The sequence below is a fragment of the Arthrobacter sp. 05L417 genome, from assembly GCF_056397865.1.
Genome location: NZ_JBFTOG010000043.1, coordinates 1 through 14,733 on the forward strand (window position 1 = coordinate 1; position 14,733 = coordinate 14,733).

The 14,733-nt window shown below is 63.9% G+C and carries 17 protein-coding genes; 10 read left to right on the forward strand and 7 right to left on the reverse strand.

All coding sequences use genetic code 11. The features are described from left to right. From AC1DJW_RS22770 to AC1DJW_RS22805, 8 genes are all read left to right on the forward strand, one after another. On the forward strand, positions 1-330 hold a 330-nt coding region (locus AC1DJW_RS22770; protein WP_476902578.1), incomplete at its 5' end, for a sugar phosphate isomerase/epimerase family protein. Between the two features lie 102 nt (positions 331-432). Then, on the forward strand, positions 433-1,317 hold the full coding sequence (locus AC1DJW_RS22775) for a TolB family protein (RefSeq protein WP_476902579.1): 885 nt from the start codon (positions 433-435) through the stop codon (positions 1,315-1,317). Next, a complete protein-coding gene (locus AC1DJW_RS22780) occupies positions 1,314-1,622 on the forward strand; it encodes a Dabb family protein (RefSeq protein ID WP_390281737.1) in 309 nt (102 codons plus the stop codon). Before AC1DJW_RS22775 ends, AC1DJW_RS22780 begins: the two co-directional genes overlap by 4 nt. Positions 1,623-1,626: 4 nt before the next feature. Then, entirely contained in the window at positions 1,627-2,100 is a 474-nt protein-coding gene (locus AC1DJW_RS22785; protein WP_476902580.1) for a heme-degrading domain-containing protein, read from the forward strand. A 115-nt stretch (positions 2,101-2,215) separates the two neighbouring features. Then, positions 2,216-3,550 carry an MFS transporter gene (locus AC1DJW_RS22790; RefSeq protein WP_284754539.1) on the forward strand — a complete coding sequence of 445 codons (1,335 nt, stop codon included), beginning with the start codon at positions 2,216-2,218 and terminating at the stop codon, positions 3,548-3,550. Positions 3,551-3,673: 123 nt separating this feature from the next. Further along, positions 3,674-4,222: a GNAT family N-acetyltransferase gene (locus AC1DJW_RS22795; protein WP_390281733.1), complete on the forward strand. Its 549-nt coding sequence runs from the start codon at positions 3,674-3,676 to the stop codon at positions 4,220-4,222. Positions 4,223-4,426: 204 nt separating this feature from the next. After that, entirely contained in the window at positions 4,427-5,125 is a 699-nt protein-coding gene (locus tag AC1DJW_RS22800; RefSeq protein WP_476902581.1) for a DsbA family oxidoreductase, read from the forward strand. Positions 5,126-5,241: 116 nt separating this feature from the next. Next, positions 5,242-5,883, forward strand: a complete 642-nt coding sequence (locus AC1DJW_RS22805) for a TetR/AcrR family transcriptional regulator (RefSeq protein WP_390281729.1) — start codon at positions 5,242-5,244, stop codon at positions 5,881-5,883. Between the two features lie 40 nt (positions 5,884-5,923). Here AC1DJW_RS22805 and AC1DJW_RS22810 read toward each other — a convergent pair whose 3' ends face one another. Both AC1DJW_RS22810 and AC1DJW_RS22815 read right to left on the reverse strand, forming a co-directional pair. Continuing rightward, positions 5,924-6,658, reverse strand: coding sequence for a LytR C-terminal domain-containing protein (locus AC1DJW_RS22810; RefSeq protein ID WP_459343005.1), 735 nt, complete (start codon positions 6,656-6,658; stop codon positions 5,924-5,926). After that, entirely contained in the window at positions 6,651-6,950 is a 300-nt protein-coding gene (locus AC1DJW_RS22815) for a type II toxin-antitoxin system VapB family antitoxin (protein WP_059388531.1), read from the reverse strand. Before AC1DJW_RS22815 ends, AC1DJW_RS22810 begins: the two co-directional genes overlap by 8 nt. A gap of 170 nt (positions 6,951-7,120) precedes the next feature. On the opposite strand from AC1DJW_RS22815, the gene AC1DJW_RS22820 reads away from it, so the two are divergent. Beyond that, complete coding sequence (locus AC1DJW_RS22820) at positions 7,121-8,029, forward strand: hypothetical protein (protein ID WP_390281724.1); 909 nt, start codon at positions 7,121-7,123, stop codon at positions 8,027-8,029. Positions 8,030-8,081: 52 nt separating this feature from the next. Beyond that, on the forward strand, positions 8,082-9,665 hold the full coding sequence (locus tag AC1DJW_RS22825) for a stealth family protein (protein WP_476902582.1): 1,584 nt from the start codon (positions 8,082-8,084) through the stop codon (positions 9,663-9,665). 4 nt (positions 9,666-9,669) lie between these two features. On the opposite strand, the gene AC1DJW_RS22830 is transcribed toward AC1DJW_RS22825, so the two are convergent. From AC1DJW_RS22830 to AC1DJW_RS22850, 5 genes are all read right to left on the reverse strand, one after another. Further along, positions 9,670-10,611 carry a phosphodiesterase gene (locus AC1DJW_RS22830; RefSeq protein ID WP_284754548.1) on the reverse strand — a complete coding sequence of 314 codons (942 nt, stop codon included), beginning with the start codon at positions 10,609-10,611 and terminating at the stop codon, positions 9,670-9,672. A gap of 390 nt (positions 10,612-11,001) precedes the next feature. After that, positions 11,002-12,084: a C45 family autoproteolytic acyltransferase/hydolase gene (locus AC1DJW_RS22835; protein ID WP_476902583.1), complete on the reverse strand. Its 1,083-nt coding sequence runs from the start codon at positions 12,082-12,084 to the stop codon at positions 11,002-11,004. Between the two features lie 6 nt (positions 12,085-12,090). Beyond that, positions 12,091-12,918 (reverse strand): ABC transporter ATP-binding protein, encoded by an 828-nt coding sequence (locus tag AC1DJW_RS22840; RefSeq protein WP_390281719.1) that lies wholly within the window; start codon positions 12,916-12,918, stop codon positions 12,091-12,093. Continuing rightward, entirely contained in the window at positions 12,918-13,844 is a 927-nt protein-coding gene (locus AC1DJW_RS22845) for an ABC transporter ATP-binding protein (RefSeq protein ID WP_476902584.1), read from the reverse strand. The genes AC1DJW_RS22840 and AC1DJW_RS22845 overlap by 1 nt, the downstream gene beginning before the upstream one ends. After that, the gene (locus tag AC1DJW_RS22850) at positions 13,841-14,731 is read right to left on the reverse strand and encodes an ABC transporter permease (RefSeq protein WP_476902585.1); all 891 of its coding nucleotides are present in this window, start codon (positions 14,729-14,731) and stop codon (positions 13,841-13,843) included. The genes AC1DJW_RS22845 and AC1DJW_RS22850 overlap by 4 nt, the downstream gene beginning before the upstream one ends. Between the last annotated feature and the right edge of the window lie 2 nt (positions 14,732-14,733).

Consider the following 14,733-nt stretch of genomic DNA (forward strand, 5'->3'; position numbering starts at 1 on the left):
ATCTGGGACTTCAAGGACCGGATCTACCACGTGGACTGCAAGGACACCAAGCTGCGCCCCACCGGCCGCAACACCGTCATGGGCTCCCACCTGCCCTGGGGCGACCCCCGCCGCGGCTGGGACTTCGTCTCCGCCGGACGCGGCGACGTGCCCTGGGAATCCTCCTTCCGGGCCCTCACCGCCATCGGCTACAACGGCCCGATCTCCGTCGAATGGGAAGACGCCGGCATGGACCGCCTCCACGGCGCCCCCGAAGCCCTCGCCAACCTCAAAAAATACGACTACCCGCCCTCCCAAACCAGCTTCGACGCCGCCTTCAACCAGGACTAAGCACCCCTCCGGTTAGCGCGAGTTGGCAGCAGATGACCCCGAAATCCGATTTTGAGGGCATCTGCTGCCAACTCGCGCCCCGAATTCTCCCGAGGAAGCACTGTGATACGAACCCTGCAAAACGGCCAGCGCTGTGAGGTATGGATCGCCTCTGCCGCCGGCACCTCCGAACTGGCCTTCACGACGGACAAGCTGCTGCTGGAAGCACCGAACTGGACGCTCGATGGCCAGGCCCTCATCCTCAACGGGGACGGTGCCCTGTGGCGGCTGGATCTTTCGGGAGGACTTGAAAAGGTAGCCATCACCAGCGTCCCGGACCTCAATAACGACCACGTCCTCGCGCCCGATGGCGCCACCATCTACCTCTCGGCGAATGACGGCCACATCTACCGCGCAGCCCTCGACGGCGGAGAAGCCACCAAGATCACGGACGACGACGGGTGGTTCCATTTTCTCCACGGCGTCAGTCCGGACGGACAGACGCTCGCCTACGTCGGAATAGAAGCCGGGGATTTTTCCCAGCCGGGCCGGCTCATCACGATTCCGGCAGGGGGCGGCCAGACCACCGCGTTCGACGTCGGTGGCCACTGCGATGGTCCCGAGTATTCGCCCGACGGGGACTGGCTGTACTTCAATACCGAGGCCTTCACCGACCAGCCGGGCCACGCCCAGCTGGCCAGGGTGCAAAACGGCAACGGCAGCACGCCGGAGCGCCTGCTTGAAAGCGAAACCGTCGACTGGTTCCCGCACCTCTCGCCCGACGGGCGCCTGGCCAGCTACATCCGCTTCCCCGGCGGCACGGTAGGCCACCCCGCGGACTTGCCGGTCGACGTCGTCGTCGTTTCCACGAGCGACTGGACAACGCCGCTCCACACGTGGCCCCTCTTCGGAGGCCAGGGAACCCTCAACGTCAACAGCTGGTCACCCGACTCGGAGCGGTTCGCTTATGTTGCCTATCCCGTCAGCAATTCGATTGGAATGCCATGATCCGTCACACGGTTACCTTCTCCCTCATCCACGAGCCCGGTTCCTCCGGCGAACGGGAATTCCTGGACGCAGCAGTCACCACCTTGACCGCAATACCGGTGGTGCAGGACTTCCGCGTTTCCCGCCAGATTTCAGAGAAGAGCCCGCTCAATTTTCAGTTCGAAATGAAGTTCGACGGCGTTGATGCCTTCACCTCCTACAACGACCATCCTGCCCACGTCGGATTCGTCGAGACCCGGTGGGCGAACGAAGTGTCCGACTTCCAGGAGTTTGATTTCGAACCCTACGGCCCGGAAGGACGATAGCTCCATGGCCGACATCGCCGCCCTTGAAGCATTGGAAACGCTCAAACGCCAGGAGGAGGAGCTGATTTTCGCCTCCTTCGACCATGGAGACGCCTGGAGGCTCGGCTCGCGGCTCACAGGCATGGCACAGGCGGCCGGTCACGCGATCGGCATCGACATCCGGCGTCCCGGGCTCATTCTTTTCCGCGCTGCGTTGCCCGGGATCACACCGGACCAGGAATCGTGGATCGCTCGGAAATCCGCACTCGTTTTGCGGATGGAAGCAAGCAGCGCGCTTGTCGAAGCCCGGTTGTCCTCCGCCGGTATCGATCCGGTAGCCAGTGGATGGCTCGGCGCCGACTATGCCGTGACAGGGGGCTCCTTTCCCGTGAGGGTCCATGGCGTCGGAGTGGTCGCGGCCGTCACCGCGTCAGGCCTTTCATCCCAGGAGGATCATGACCTCATTGTCGAAGGGATCCGGCAACATCTCGCAGCCTAGGCAGAAACTCTTGCCAAAAAATTGTTGAACAATTCCTCCATGTGATGCATCATTGGGTGTAGGCCCCGATTGAGATCGGGATCACAAAGCCCGCCCAACGTTCCATGGAGGAACCATGTCCGCGACCACTTCGCCACGTTCAACACGGCGCAGCAAACCCTCGGCAGGCGCCATCAAGGCCTTCATTGCCAGCGTCACAGGCACCTCCCTGGAGTATTACGACTTCGCGATCTACTCCGTGGCCTCCGCGCTCGTCTTCCCGAAGATCTTCTTCCCCACGAACGACGAAACCACGGGCCTCCTGTTGTCCTTCTCGGCCTTCGCAGTGGGTTACCTCGCCCGGCCCATCGGTGGTGTGGTCTTTGGCCGGCTCGGGGACAAGATCGGACGCAAGAACGTCCTGGTCATCACCCTCGTCCTTATTGGCGCGGCCACGGTCCTCATCGGCGCCTTGCCGGACTACCACACCATCGGGATTGGAGCCACGATCATCCTGGTCCTCCTTCGCCTGGCCCAGGGCATCGGCGTAGGCGGCGAATGGGGCGGTGCCGTCTTGCTGTCCAGCGAGTACGCGAATCCCAACAAGCGCGGATTCTGGTCTTCCGCAGCCCAAATCGGGCCGCCCGCCGGCAACCTGCTGGCCAATGGCGCACTGGCCGTCCTCGCCGCCGCCATGAGCAACGATGCCTTCATCGCTTGGGGTTGGCGCGTGGCGTTCCTCAGCTCCGCCATCTTGGTTGCCTTCGGGCTCGTCATCCGGCTCAAGCTCGAGGAAACCCCGGTATTCAAGGCTATCGAGGCCACGGGTGAACGGCCCAAGGCTCCCATCAAGGAAGTCCTCACCACCCAGTTCCGCCCCCTCCTTGCCGCCGCGTTGTGCCGGATCTGCCCCGACGTCCTGTACGCCTTGTTCACTGTCTTTGTCGCGGTCTACGCCACCAAGGAACTCGGCATGACCACCGGCAACGTCCTGGGAGCAGTGCTGGTGGGCTCGGCCTTCCAGCTCTTCCTGATCCCGGCTGCGGGAGCTGTCACGGACCGGTTCAACCGCCGGCTGGTCTATGGCATCACCGCCGCGGCCACAGCCGTATACATCCCGCTGTTCTTCCTCATGATCCAGTCCCGCTCCGTCCTGGTGCTGACCGTCGGCGTCGTGATCGGCCTCGGACTGCACGCCTTCATGTACGGACCGCAGGCCGCTTTCATCACCGAGCAATTCCCGGCCCGGCTTCGTTATGCCGGCAGTTCCCTGGCCTACACGGTGGCCGGCGTCGTCGGTGGAGCGGTGGCACCCTTGATCTTCACGGCCCTCTACGCCGCCACCGGAAACTGGCTCCTGATCGCGGCATACTTGCTCGTCACCGCGGTGGTCACCATCATCGGCCTCGCCTTGGGCCGGGATCCCGAGCCGGACGAGGACCTTCGACTGCTTGCGGAAGCCTCCGCCTAAGCAGCCCGACGGCCCCGCGGGCTGAAAGCTCGGGCGGCCCCCGCCGTCGTAATCCCTGGCCGGAATGCCCCTTAAGATCAGTCTTGAGGGGCATTTTTGCGCCCGCTTGCCTGAGAGGACCCTATGAGCCAGACAATCCGTGAAGCAACAGCGGACGACGCCGGACGGCTGGCGGAGCTTGCCGCCGTCACCTTTCCGCTCGCCTGCCCGCCGGACTCCTCGCCCGAGGACATCGCGGCGCACCTGCGCAGGACGCTCAGCGCCGAGAAGTTCACGGAATACCTTGCCGATCCGGACGTCACCATCCTGGCGATCGATGCCGCCGGGGAACTCCGCGGCTACAGCATGCTCGTGGCCCGCCCCACGAGCGATACCGACGTCGCTTCGGCCCTGACGCTCAACCCTTCCACTGAACTGAGCAAGTGCTATGTGCATCCGGAACACCACGGCCTGGGCGCTGCCGCGGAGCTCATGAAGGCAACCTTGGACCGCGCCGCGGGCTCGGGTGCCGCCGGCGTGTGGCTTGGCGTCAACAGCCAGAATGCCAAGGCTATCCGCTTCTACGAGAAGAGTGGGTTCAGGAAGGTCGGAACCAAGTCGTTCCGGCTGGGCGAGACGGTGGAGCACGATTTCGTGATGGAGCGGGCGGTCCAGGGACCCTGGGAACCCTGAGTCGGCCGGTCTGCGACGCGCAAACGGGCCCGCGACGCGCAAAATTCCCAGCGACGCGCAAACCGTTCCACGCAGCCTGAATTCGCGTAGCGCCTGCCTGTTCCTGCGTCGCATACCATTTTGCGCGTCGTGAACGCGCAGGCTGTGACGAGTCCAACAGGCCATTCCGGGAATGTCAGGCCTCGACTTCCGGTTGTCGCGATCATGAAGATTGAGATCTGGTCAGACGTCGCTTGCCCGTGGTGCTACATCGGAAAGCGCCGGTTCGAAGCGGCCCTCGCCGAATTCCCGCACCGCGACTCGGTCGAGATCCAGTGGCGCAGCTACCAGTTGGACCCGAGTATCCCGGATCACTACGACGGCACAGAGCTCGATTACCTGAGCAAGCGCAAGGGCATGAACCCGGCGCAGGTCAGCCAGATGTTCGAGCACGTGGCGTTGCAGGCAAAGGGCGAGGGCCTCAACTACCGTTTCGACGACGTCGTGGTGGCCAACAGCTTCACGGCACACCGCCTCATCCATCTGGCGGCAGCCCACGGCAAGCAGGACGAAGCCAAGGAACTGCTCCTGAGCGGCCACTTTGAACACGGCAAGGACATCGGCAACCAGGAATACCTGGCCAAGCTCGGCAGCGACTTGGGCCTGCCGGAAGCCGAAATCGCCGAGTTGTTCAGCACCGACAAGTACGCAGAAGACGTTCGCGGCGACATCGCCGAAGCCCGGATGCTCGGCGTCACGGGAGTGCCTTTCTTTGTCATCGACCGCAAGTACGGACTCTCCGGCGCGCAGCCCTCCGAGGTCTTCACCCAGGCCCTCACGCAGGCATGGCAGGAAGCGAACCCTCTGGTCGCCGTCAGCAGCCCCGACGCCGAAGCCTGCGGCCCGGACGGCTGCGCGATCTAGGATCCCCCCGCACGAGCTGGCAGCAGATGCCCCCAACCGGGCGTTGAGAGGTCACCTGCTGCCAGCTCGCGCCACGCCCACCCAACTTTGCTGACAGATCCCTGTAAAGTGTCTGTATGCCTAGGATTACGGCCGCCACCAATGCGGCGCAACGCGCTGAAACCCGACGCCGGGTCCTGACAGCTTTCGGCGAACTGCTCTTCACCCACGGCCTGCCCGGTTTGACCATGACCGACGTCGCGCGGCACGCTGGCGTCGGGCGGACCGCGGTGTACAACTACTACGCCGACATGGAACAGCTCCTCATCGCGTACGCGCTGGACGAGACCGAGCGGTTCCTGGGCGACCTGCGCGAATCCCTCGCCGCACTGCAGAACCCGGTGGATCGTCTGGCCCTCTATGTGCGCGCCCAAGTGGAAGATTTGAGCCGCCGGCATCTCCCTCCGGGCCCCGCGATGGCGGCTGTCCTCTCCCCCGGCTCCTTCGCGAAATTGGCAGATCACGTGGGCGAACTCAACCTGCTGCTCCAGGACATCCTGCGCGACGGAATCGCCGCCGGGTACCTCCCGCCCACCGACGTCGGCCAGCTCGCCAGGCTCATCCATGGAACTCTTTCCTCCAGCGCCGCCCGCGGCAATGCGGCCAACGGGGCGGAGCTGGACGAGCTTGAGGAGCGGCTGGTCCAGACTGTGCGTTTCATCCAGTTGGGCGCGGGAGCAAGGTTCGACGACGACGGCCGGCCCGCGCGCTTGGCGTGACCCGGTCGCGGGGCTGGCGCCGTCTGCGGAAAGGCCAACGCTAAGGCGTCGGCATCACCGGCAGCTTCGCATTGTCCGCAATCCGCTGCTCCAGGCGGGGACAACTGAGCTTCCCCGGGGTGTTGTCCACGAGTTCCGGTGGGACCAGTGCCGAGAAACCGGGGGCGAGGATGAGGTCCACGGAGCCATCCGTGCGTTGGTCCTGGACGTAATCGGTGCCGGCGATGTTCTTCTGGATGTTGAACGCTGCCGCCTGCCCACTGGATCCCGAAACGACCACCGCCGGGCCGGTGTAGCTGGTGGTTGAGTTATCAACGGTGCCAACGTTGTATCCCCGGGCTTTCAACTGGTCCGCCACGCTCTTGGCCAGGCCGGCCTTGCCAGCCGCGTTGTAGACATTGACGTTGATTTTGTTGTTGGGCGTGTAGTCGAAAACAGTGGCGGGACATACGGCCGCCGGGGCCTGGCTTGCAACGGCGGAGGGGAAACGGATCACGCCGTTCATGACTGCCCAGGCGCCTACAAGTCCGGCAACGACCAATCCGACGAGCAGCGCGAGAACGATCGCATGCAAGAGGCGGCGGCTGAACCACCCGGGATGGCTTTCAGGCCCGGGAATCTCAGCAAAGGTTGCCCGCAGTTCCGGACCGGTGACGACTCGATGCCCGTGCAGAATCGTCGGGTCTTTCTGACGACGGGGACGTTTCCGGCGCTTACTCGGATCCGCGTTCTCGGGCACTGCCACCTGCTCTTCCGGGATTGTTTCGTTAACCATCTATCACGAGCACCCGGGCGTGGATCGCCGTGCGTTGGTGGAGCGCAGTCCGGACTGCACGGTGGAGCCCGTCTTCGAGATACAGCAGGCCTTGGTACTGCACGACGTGGGGGAAAAGGTCGCCGAAGAACGTCGAATCCTCGGCCAACAATGCTTCCAGGTCAAGGGTGCGCTTGGTGGTGACGAGTTCGTCGAGCCGGACAGGACGGGGTGGCAGCGAGGCCCAGTCCTTGGGCGTGGAAAAACCATGGTCAGGGTACGGGCGTCCCTCGCCCACAGCTTTGAATATCACTTTGCAAGCCTAAAGAAGTAAGTCGTCCAAGGGAACTTGTGAGAAGTCGGCCACCAAGGTTGTGGCCAAAAGGTAACCGTTCACGGACGGTATACGGCGAAACGGTGCCGCCTGCCGCCGTCGGCCGTCACACCGCTGCCGCCATCACGCCGGACTGACAGAATGGGATCATGACTGCTTCAATGCCGGGGACGCACCCGGCTGCTCCCGCCCTCGCACTCCTCCTCGACGTCGACGGCCCTGTCGCAAGTCCTGTGACGCGCGATGTGAAGCCGGAAATCATCGCCGACCTTGTGGGCTTGGCATCCGCAGGCATTCCTGTCATTTTCAACACCGGCCGCTCGGACGCTTTCATCCGCGAGCAGGTCATGGTGCCAATGATCGCCGCCGGAATGCCTGCGGGAACGGTGGTCCACGCGATCTGCGAGAAGGGCGCAGTGTGGTTCAGCTACACCTCGGGCGGCCCGGGACCCATCCATGTAGACCATGACCTTGCTGTTCCGAAGGCCTACGGCGACGACGTCCGCCGCATGGTGGCAGAGGACTATGCGACGCACATGTTCTTCGATGAGACAAAGCGCGCCATGGTGTCCGTGGAGCAGCATCTGGACGTTTCAAGTGACGACTACCTGGCCGAGCAGAAGCTCTTCGACGCCGATGCCCTGGCGCTGATGGGCCGGCACGGGCTCTCTGCCGCGCTCCTGGACCACCACGCACCAGGGTCCGACGACGCAGCCGACTACCGCCTTGATCCCACCATCATCTCCACGGACATCGAATCCATCCGGCTCGGCAAGGATCTCGGCGCCAGCCGCGCGGTGGAACTCCTCGCCGCCCAAGGAATCACCCCGCAGGCCTGGCGGACAGTAGGAGATTCGCGCACGGACTACGCGATGGCCGATTGGCTCCACCACAATGACCACAGCGTCAAGCACGTCGACGTCCGTCCCGCCGACGGTGTGCCCAACAAGCCCTACGATGTTCTTACAGCCACAGACCTCGGCCTGGGCGAGGACGTCATTCACGACGACGCCGGCGGCGCATTCCTGCGCAGCTGGCGTGAAGCCTTGGTGGGCTGAGTCCGCTAAGCCCACACTTTCCACAACCTTTCGGAGAAAAGCCATCACAGTCATGGACCAGCAAGCGATTTACTTCGGTAGTCCCGCCTCCGACGACGACGCGGTCGTCCCAGAGCCGACGTCGCCCGACGTCGAGGCGCGCCTCAAGCACCGCGCCGACGTCGTCCGCCATCGTGGCCGATACAGCTTGCTGAACCAGAACCGCACCCCGCAGCAGGTGATGGTCGAAGACCTTCTCGTGATCCGCGCCGCACTGGACGCGGCAGGGCTGGACTTCATCCTGGTCCGCGGCAACGACCACCGGCCGGTGATCGCCGTCGACTGGAAGCTCCGGAAGAAACTGCGCCAGGCGTTGGTGTCCGCTTTCCGGAACGAACCGTTCTACTCCATGACCGTTGATGCGCGGAAGAAATCCACGTTGCTGGTGGCTGACGGCGAGCTCTCCAGCAACCGGAAGGCCCGGATCTTCCGGCTCTTCCGCCCACGCGTCGAACCCGGGGGCGGGCTGACGTACGGTCCATCCTTGGGCGTGCAACTGGAATTGTGGGAGTTCGACGGCGAACAACTCGTATTGCCGGTGGAGAACTCCCTGACGCGTCGAACCATGCTGCGCCAGGACGCTGTCCGGGGCACGGTGGAACGCCACGGGCTGAGCTGGCCGACTATCGAGAACATGTTCGCGGACCACGCGAGCGACATCGACTTCGACGTCGACATCGTCTTTTCATGGGTGGACGGCAACGACCCCGCGTACATCGCCGCCCGCCGCGAGCAGATGAAAGACGCAGTCCTGGGCGAGGGCGATGCCCACGAGGCCCGTTTCCGGCAGATCAACGAGCTCAAATATGCCCTGCGCTCGGTGTACATGTATGCGCCCTGGATTCGCCGGATCTACATTGCCACGGACTCCCCCGTGCCAGAGTGGCTGGCCGAGCACCCGAGCGTCAAGATCGTGCGCAGCGAGGAGTTCTTCAAGGACCCCACAGTTCTGCCCACCCACAACTCCCAGGCCGTGGAATCACAGTTGCACCACATTGAGGGCCTCTCCGAGCACTTCCTGTATTCCAACGACGACATGTTCTTCGGCAGGCCTGTAGCACCGGACATGTTCTTCACTCCGGGCGGAATCACCAAGTTCATCGAGGCCTCCACCCGGATCGGGCTGGGAGAGAACGACGCCGAACGCAGCGGCTTCGAGAACGCGGCCCGCGTCAACAGGAAGCTCCTCTGGGAGCGGTTCGGGCGCATCACCACGCGCCACTTGGAGCACACCGCCGCACCCCTCCGCCGCAGCGTGGTCGCAGAGATGGAGCGCGAGTTCCCGGCCGAGTTCGCCAAGACGGCAGGCAGCAGGTTCCGTGCGGCGGACAACATCTCCGTGACCAACTCGTTCTACCACTACTACTCGCTGCTCACGGGTAGGGCGGTGACGCAGACGGCCGCCAAGGTCAGGTACGTGGACACCACCCTGTGGTCCGGGCTGCACTACCTGCCCACGCTGCTCGCCAAGCGCAATGTGGACTTCTTCTGCCTCAACGATGGCAGCTTCCCCGAGGTGGCCGCCGATGAACGCGCCGGACTCGTGACGGACTTCATGGAGAAGTACTTCCCGGTCAAAGCGCCGTGGGAGAAATAGTCCGCTAGCGGCGGGTCATCTCCGGGCGCTTCGCGTCAGCTTTGGAACCGCGTTCATGCGTAGGACGCTGGGGGATGCGGATGCCCGCTTCGGCGAGCCGGCGCCTGGTGGCTTCCGGGCTGACGTACTCCCCGACGGTCGGCGACTTGCCCAACGGCACCACCGAATGCACGATCGTCTGCTCGTAAACGTGCACCAGGTTGAATGCCTGGGCGCCGTCCCGGCCGCGGGTGCCGCCCTGCGGAACGTTGAGGTCCTGCGTGTAGCAGCTCGCGGAAGCCACCGATACCGGGACGCCAGCGAACATGGCCGTGGTGGAGTAGTGCAGGTGACCGCCCAGGATGGAGCGGACATCCGAATTGCGTACGACGTCGGCCAGCGCCGCTTGGCCACGCAGCTCCACCAGGATGGATAGATCGAGGACGCTCGGGACCGGAGGGTGGTGGAGGGCAAGGATCGTGCCGTCCGGAGCCGGTGTTGCGAGTTCCGATCCCAACCAGTCGAGCTGGCTCTGGCTTAGTTCACCGTGATGGAATCCGGGCACGGAGGTATCCAGCGTGATGATCCGCAGCCCTTTGACGAAGTAGCTGTGATCCACCGGGGCGTCATTGTCGCTCTGGTCGAAGAGGCCCGCACGGAAATTCGCCCGGTCGTCGTGGTTTCCCATCGCCCAGATCACCCGCGCCCCCATCTCGCGACAGGCAGGCTCGACGATCGACCGGAGTTTGGCGTAGGCACCGGGCTCACCCTGATCGGCGAGGTCACCGGTGAAGATCACGGCGTCGGGACGGACCTTCGATGCGTGGACTTCCGAAAAGAGTTGCCTGAGATGGGCTTCGCTGTCGACCGCGCCGTAAAGGGGTTCCGACCCTCCCAACAGATGGGAGTCGCTAAGGTGCAGAAGTACGTGTCCTGGCCGCGGATGCTCGGCCTCGATGAGCTCCATTACTACCTTCGGGTCGGTAGGAGACGGCGCCTCCAGTGTCTGCCCCAATAAACCCAATCCAACCAGACAAAAGGCTAACGCAGGGTAACTTACGGTCGGAATGTTGGAAAATTACTCGTGCTCCCCGCCCGACGCTCGCTCACCTTTAAGGCACTCTTCGACGACCCTCGCTCACCTATATAGGCGCTTTCCCGAACGCTCGCTCACTAAAAGGTGAGCGAACGTCCAGGGGTTAACGCGCGACGGCGGGCTGCCGCACCGAAGTGCCGCAGCGCGCCGTCGTCCGCTAGTCAGCCAAACGTGAGCGAGCGTCCGCCCAAAGAGCGATAAATGTGAGCGAGCGTCCGCCGGAAAGTCGACATACGTGAGCGAGCGTCTAGGGGTACTTGCTCAGCCGGCTGGCGGCGTCATGACGAACCACTCCTCGGCGCGGGCATCGATCGGCGTACCGTTCGCGACGCGCATTTCGCAGTTCCGGTTTTCCATGGTGACAGTCGCCAAGGTGGCCCAGCGGTTGCCGAACGTGGCATCCGGCTTGGGAACGCAGCAAATCCCGGGCTGCTCGGGGTCGGAGTAGAGGAAGGGCAGGATGTCGTCGACGCCGGTCGATTCCGGGTACCTGCCTAGTCGCGAATGCACCAACGCGAGCCGGTCCTGCGAGTCGGGGTCGTAGAGACCGGGCTTTTCGCCTTTGCCCAGGGCTTCGTCCAGGAAGTGGTTAGTGTGTGCGAGGGTTCCGTTCTCCGGCGAAACAACCACCACCGACGCGGGGCTGATTTCCACAGTGACGGCCCTTGTTTCGTCCATGAGGGTCAGTGCGCTTGAGGTAGTGACGCGAGCGGAGCGGACAATCTCCACACCCTCTTCAACCGAGGATGCATTAGCCAGGATCTCCGCCGAGAGCAGGTGGATCGGCACTCCGCTCGGCCGGTCATCCACATGACCCAAAATGTTCAGGAAAACCGACACCCCGGCGTCGTTCATTCCGATCTTGCTCAGCATGCCGTGCTCGGTCAGCCCTACGAAATTCCGCTTGGTTCCGGCCACGCTTTGAAGATGCCAGTGCGGGTCGTGCTCTTCGTGCCAGTCCCAGGTCTGCACGCCGAAAACATGATCAGCCACCCTGCCGATCGTGGAGCATTCGCCCGGCCTGGTCCCGAGCGCCTGCGACAGGATCTCGGTCCGGGCGTTGAGGGCGCCGATGTGCCAGAGGTCCACGCCAGCACCGGAGGCGACACCCCTCATCTCGTCGAGCAATCCGGGCGACCAGTCCGCAACCTCATCCATGATCCGTTCCGCGTCGGAGCGCACGGTTTCCTGCTTGACGCCGACTGTGTGGAAGAGCTTCAAGTAGAGCTCGATTCCGCCCAGGAGGCTCTCCCCCAGCGCTTCGCTGCGTTGGACTCCCCGCTCAAAGGGGCTCAAGGCATCGATGGCGATGATGGCACGTCGGGTCTCGATTTTCTGGTTCATGGATAACTAACTCGCGATCTCTGAATTGAGGTGTTCTATGACTCCGCGCCGCGGCTTCCAGCCAGGCTTCGGCGCGCACTCCAAAAGGAGCCGGGTGTACGGGGACTGCGGACGGTCGAGCACGTCGTCCACCGTTCCCCGCTCAAGGACCTGTCCTTGCCGCATGACAATTACGTCGTCAGCGATGTTGCGCACCACTGAAAGGTCGTGGGTGATGAAGAGGTAACTCAAGCCCTTGTCGCGCCGCAGTTCATGCAGGAGTTCGAGGACTTGCGCCTGCACCGAGACGTCGAGGGCGGAGACAGCCTCATCCAACACGATGATTTTGGGCTCCGCGGCGAAAGCCCGTGCGATCGCCACGCGCTGTTTCTGGCCGCCAGACAAGGCCGACGGCAGGGATTGCGCGTGGGAATCAGCCAGGCCAACGCTCTTGAAGAGCTCCGAAACCCGTTCCTTGCGCTGGGATGCGGTGAGCGGGAAGTGCGCACGGAGAACCTCGTCAACGGCGCTGCCCACCGGCAAGCGCCGGTTCAGGGAGCCGTTGGGATCCTGGAAGACCATTTGCACTGCGCGGGCACGGGCACGCTGTTCCTTTCGCTGGAGCGACGTCGTGACAGGAGTGCCGGCAATGGCCACCTGGCCCGAATCCTTCGTCTCAAGTCCGACAAGAACCCGTGCCAAGGTGGTCTTGCCCGAACCGGATTCGCCCACCACCGCCATGCAGCTGCCTTCGCGCACGGCTACGGAGACATCGTCCAAGGCGCGTACAGGCTCGTGCTTGCGGCTGGTCCGGAAGGTCTTGTTGAGGCCTGATATTTCGATGATGTTCGTCATCAGAGGGTGCTCCCGATCTCTGTTTCGGCGGGCAGTCCCGCAGCAGAATGCCCGACGCCGGTGCTGCCGCCGTCGTGCGTCCCGCCGCCGGTAAGGGTCCCGACGCCGGTGCTGTCGCCGTCGTCGTGCGCTTGCGGTGTGGCGCCATTCAGCGTCGGCCGGATGCTCATCAGCATCTGGGTGTACGCGTGCCGGGGGTTGTCTCGGAGCTGCTCCGGAGTGCCGATCTCCACGATTTCGCCGTACCGCATGACTGCGAGGCGGTCCGTGACCGCGGCCGCCAGATCGAGATCGTGCGTCACGAAGATCATGGACATTCCGAGGTCCCGCCGTTTCTCGTCGAGGATCGCCGCGACTTCAGCCTGTGTGGTGACATCGAGGGCCGTCGTCGGTTCGTCCGCCAGCAGCAGCCCCGGCCTGCCGGAGATGGCGCCGGCGATGACCACGCGTTGGAGCATGCCTCCTGACAATTGATGGGGAAACGCCTTCAGCACGCGGTCAACGCTGCGGATTCCCACCTGCTCAAGCATCTCGCCGGCGCGGGTCCGCGCAGCTTTGGCGTTGCGGCCATGCGCATCCGCCATGCCTTCGAGCAGGTAGGTCTCAATCGGCAACACCGGGTTGAGTGCGGCATGTGGATTCTGGGAAATCAAAGCGATCTTGCTGGCGCGAAGCCCACGCATCCGCTCTCCGGGCAGGGTCCTGAGGTTCTCGCCGTCGAGAACAATGTCCCCGGTGACCACGGAGTTGCGGGGCTCGATCCCAAGGATGCAGCGTAGGGTCATCGACTTTCCACTGCCCGATTCGCCCACCAAACCGATCGCCTCGCCGCGCTTGATACTGAGCGATATTCCCTTAAGTACGGGCTTGTTGGCCCCGGAGTCGGGGTCGATGATGCCCAGCTCCAGGTTGCTGATGTCAATCATTGCTTGCTCCTTCCTGCTGCTGCGCGGCCGCCCAGCCGTTCGCCGATGTAAGCCATCGCCGCGACCGTGGCCACAATGCACAGGCCCGCGTAGAGGCTCTGCCCCGGGAAACCCTGCTGAAGCGATTCTTGGCCGTTGGAGATCATGAGGCCCCAGTCGGCCGCTGGTGGCTGGATGCCGAGGCCCAGGAAGGACAGCGCAGCCAGGTCCACGATGGCGTATCCGAAGTTGATCGTGGACCCCGTGAGGATCTGCGTCCACACATTCGGCAAGATGTGGCGGAGGGTGATGGTGAAGCCGTTGATTCCCTGCAGTTCGGCGGCCTTCACGTAGGGCAGGTTCCGTTCTCGAAGGGCCACACTGCGGATCACGCGGGCGCTGTAGGGGATGTACGCGACAGCGAGGGCGATGGACGCGGTCACGAGTCCCGGCCCGAAGATGGCAACCCCAAGGATAGCCAGCAACAGGCTGGGGAAGGCGAAGAGCACATCGAGGACACGGCCGAGGAAAGCATCCGTTTTCCCGCCGAACCACACTGCCGTGAAGGCCAGCATCGATCCGGCAACCGCCGTGGCGACGACGACGATCAGCGGGCCGACGAGGCTTGTCCGGGCGCCCGCGATCAAGCGGGAGAAAATGTCGCGCCCGGCCTGGTCCGTGCCAAGGAAATGCTCAGCGCTCGAACCAAGGTGCCGCTGCGTGACGGAACCGACCGTAGGGTCGTAGGGCACGAAGAACTGGCCAACCAGGGCGGCCAGCACCACGACGGCGACGATCCCGGCGCAGACCATGCCGATCCAGCCAAGCCGGCGCCGGACCGAGGCGATGCGTCCTTGGGCTGGTATGCCTGGCGCGGTCGACAGGACCGCGGTTTCGCTTGCTGCCATGA

Coding starts and splice junctions, on each gene's coding strand:
- AC1DJW_RS22780 (WP_390281737.1), top strand. CDS start 1,314: ATGATCCGTCACACGGTTACCTTCTCCCTCATCCACGAGCCCGGTTCC.
- AC1DJW_RS22785 (WP_476902580.1), top strand. CDS start 1,627: ATGGCCGACATCGCCGCCCTTGAAGCATTGGAAACGCTCAAACGCCAG.
- AC1DJW_RS22790 (WP_284754539.1), top strand. CDS start 2,216: ATGTCCGCGACCACTTCGCCACGTTCAACACGGCGCAGCAAACCCTCG.
- AC1DJW_RS22795 (WP_390281733.1), top strand. CDS start 3,674: ATGAGCCAGACAATCCGTGAAGCAACAGCGGACGACGCCGGACGGCTG.
- AC1DJW_RS22800 (WP_476902581.1), top strand. CDS start 4,427: ATGAAGATTGAGATCTGGTCAGACGTCGCTTGCCCGTGGTGCTACATC.
- AC1DJW_RS22805 (WP_390281729.1), top strand. CDS start 5,242: ATGCCTAGGATTACGGCCGCCACCAATGCGGCGCAACGCGCTGAAACC.
- AC1DJW_RS22810 (WP_459343005.1), bottom strand. CDS start 6,658: ATGGTTAACGAAACAATCCCGGAAGAGCAGGTGGCAGTGCCCGAGAAC.
- AC1DJW_RS22820 (WP_390281724.1), top strand. CDS start 7,121: ATGACTGCTTCAATGCCGGGGACGCACCCGGCTGCTCCCGCCCTCGCA.
- AC1DJW_RS22825 (WP_476902582.1), top strand. CDS start 8,082: ATGGACCAGCAAGCGATTTACTTCGGTAGTCCCGCCTCCGACGACGAC.
- AC1DJW_RS22830 (WP_284754548.1), bottom strand. CDS start 10,611: ATGGAGCTCATCGAGGCCGAGCATCCGCGGCCAGGACACGTACTTCTG.
- AC1DJW_RS22835 (WP_476902583.1), bottom strand. CDS start 12,084: ATGAACCAGAAAATCGAGACCCGACGTGCCATCATCGCCATCGATGCC.
- AC1DJW_RS22840 (WP_390281719.1), bottom strand. CDS start 12,918: ATGACGAACATCATCGAAATATCAGGCCTCAACAAGACCTTCCGGACC.
- AC1DJW_RS22845 (WP_476902584.1), bottom strand. CDS start 13,844: ATGATTGACATCAGCAACCTGGAGCTGGGCATCATCGACCCCGACTCC.
- AC1DJW_RS22850 (WP_476902585.1), bottom strand. CDS start 14,731: ATGGCAGCAAGCGAAACCGCGGTCCTGTCGACCGCGCCAGGCATACCA.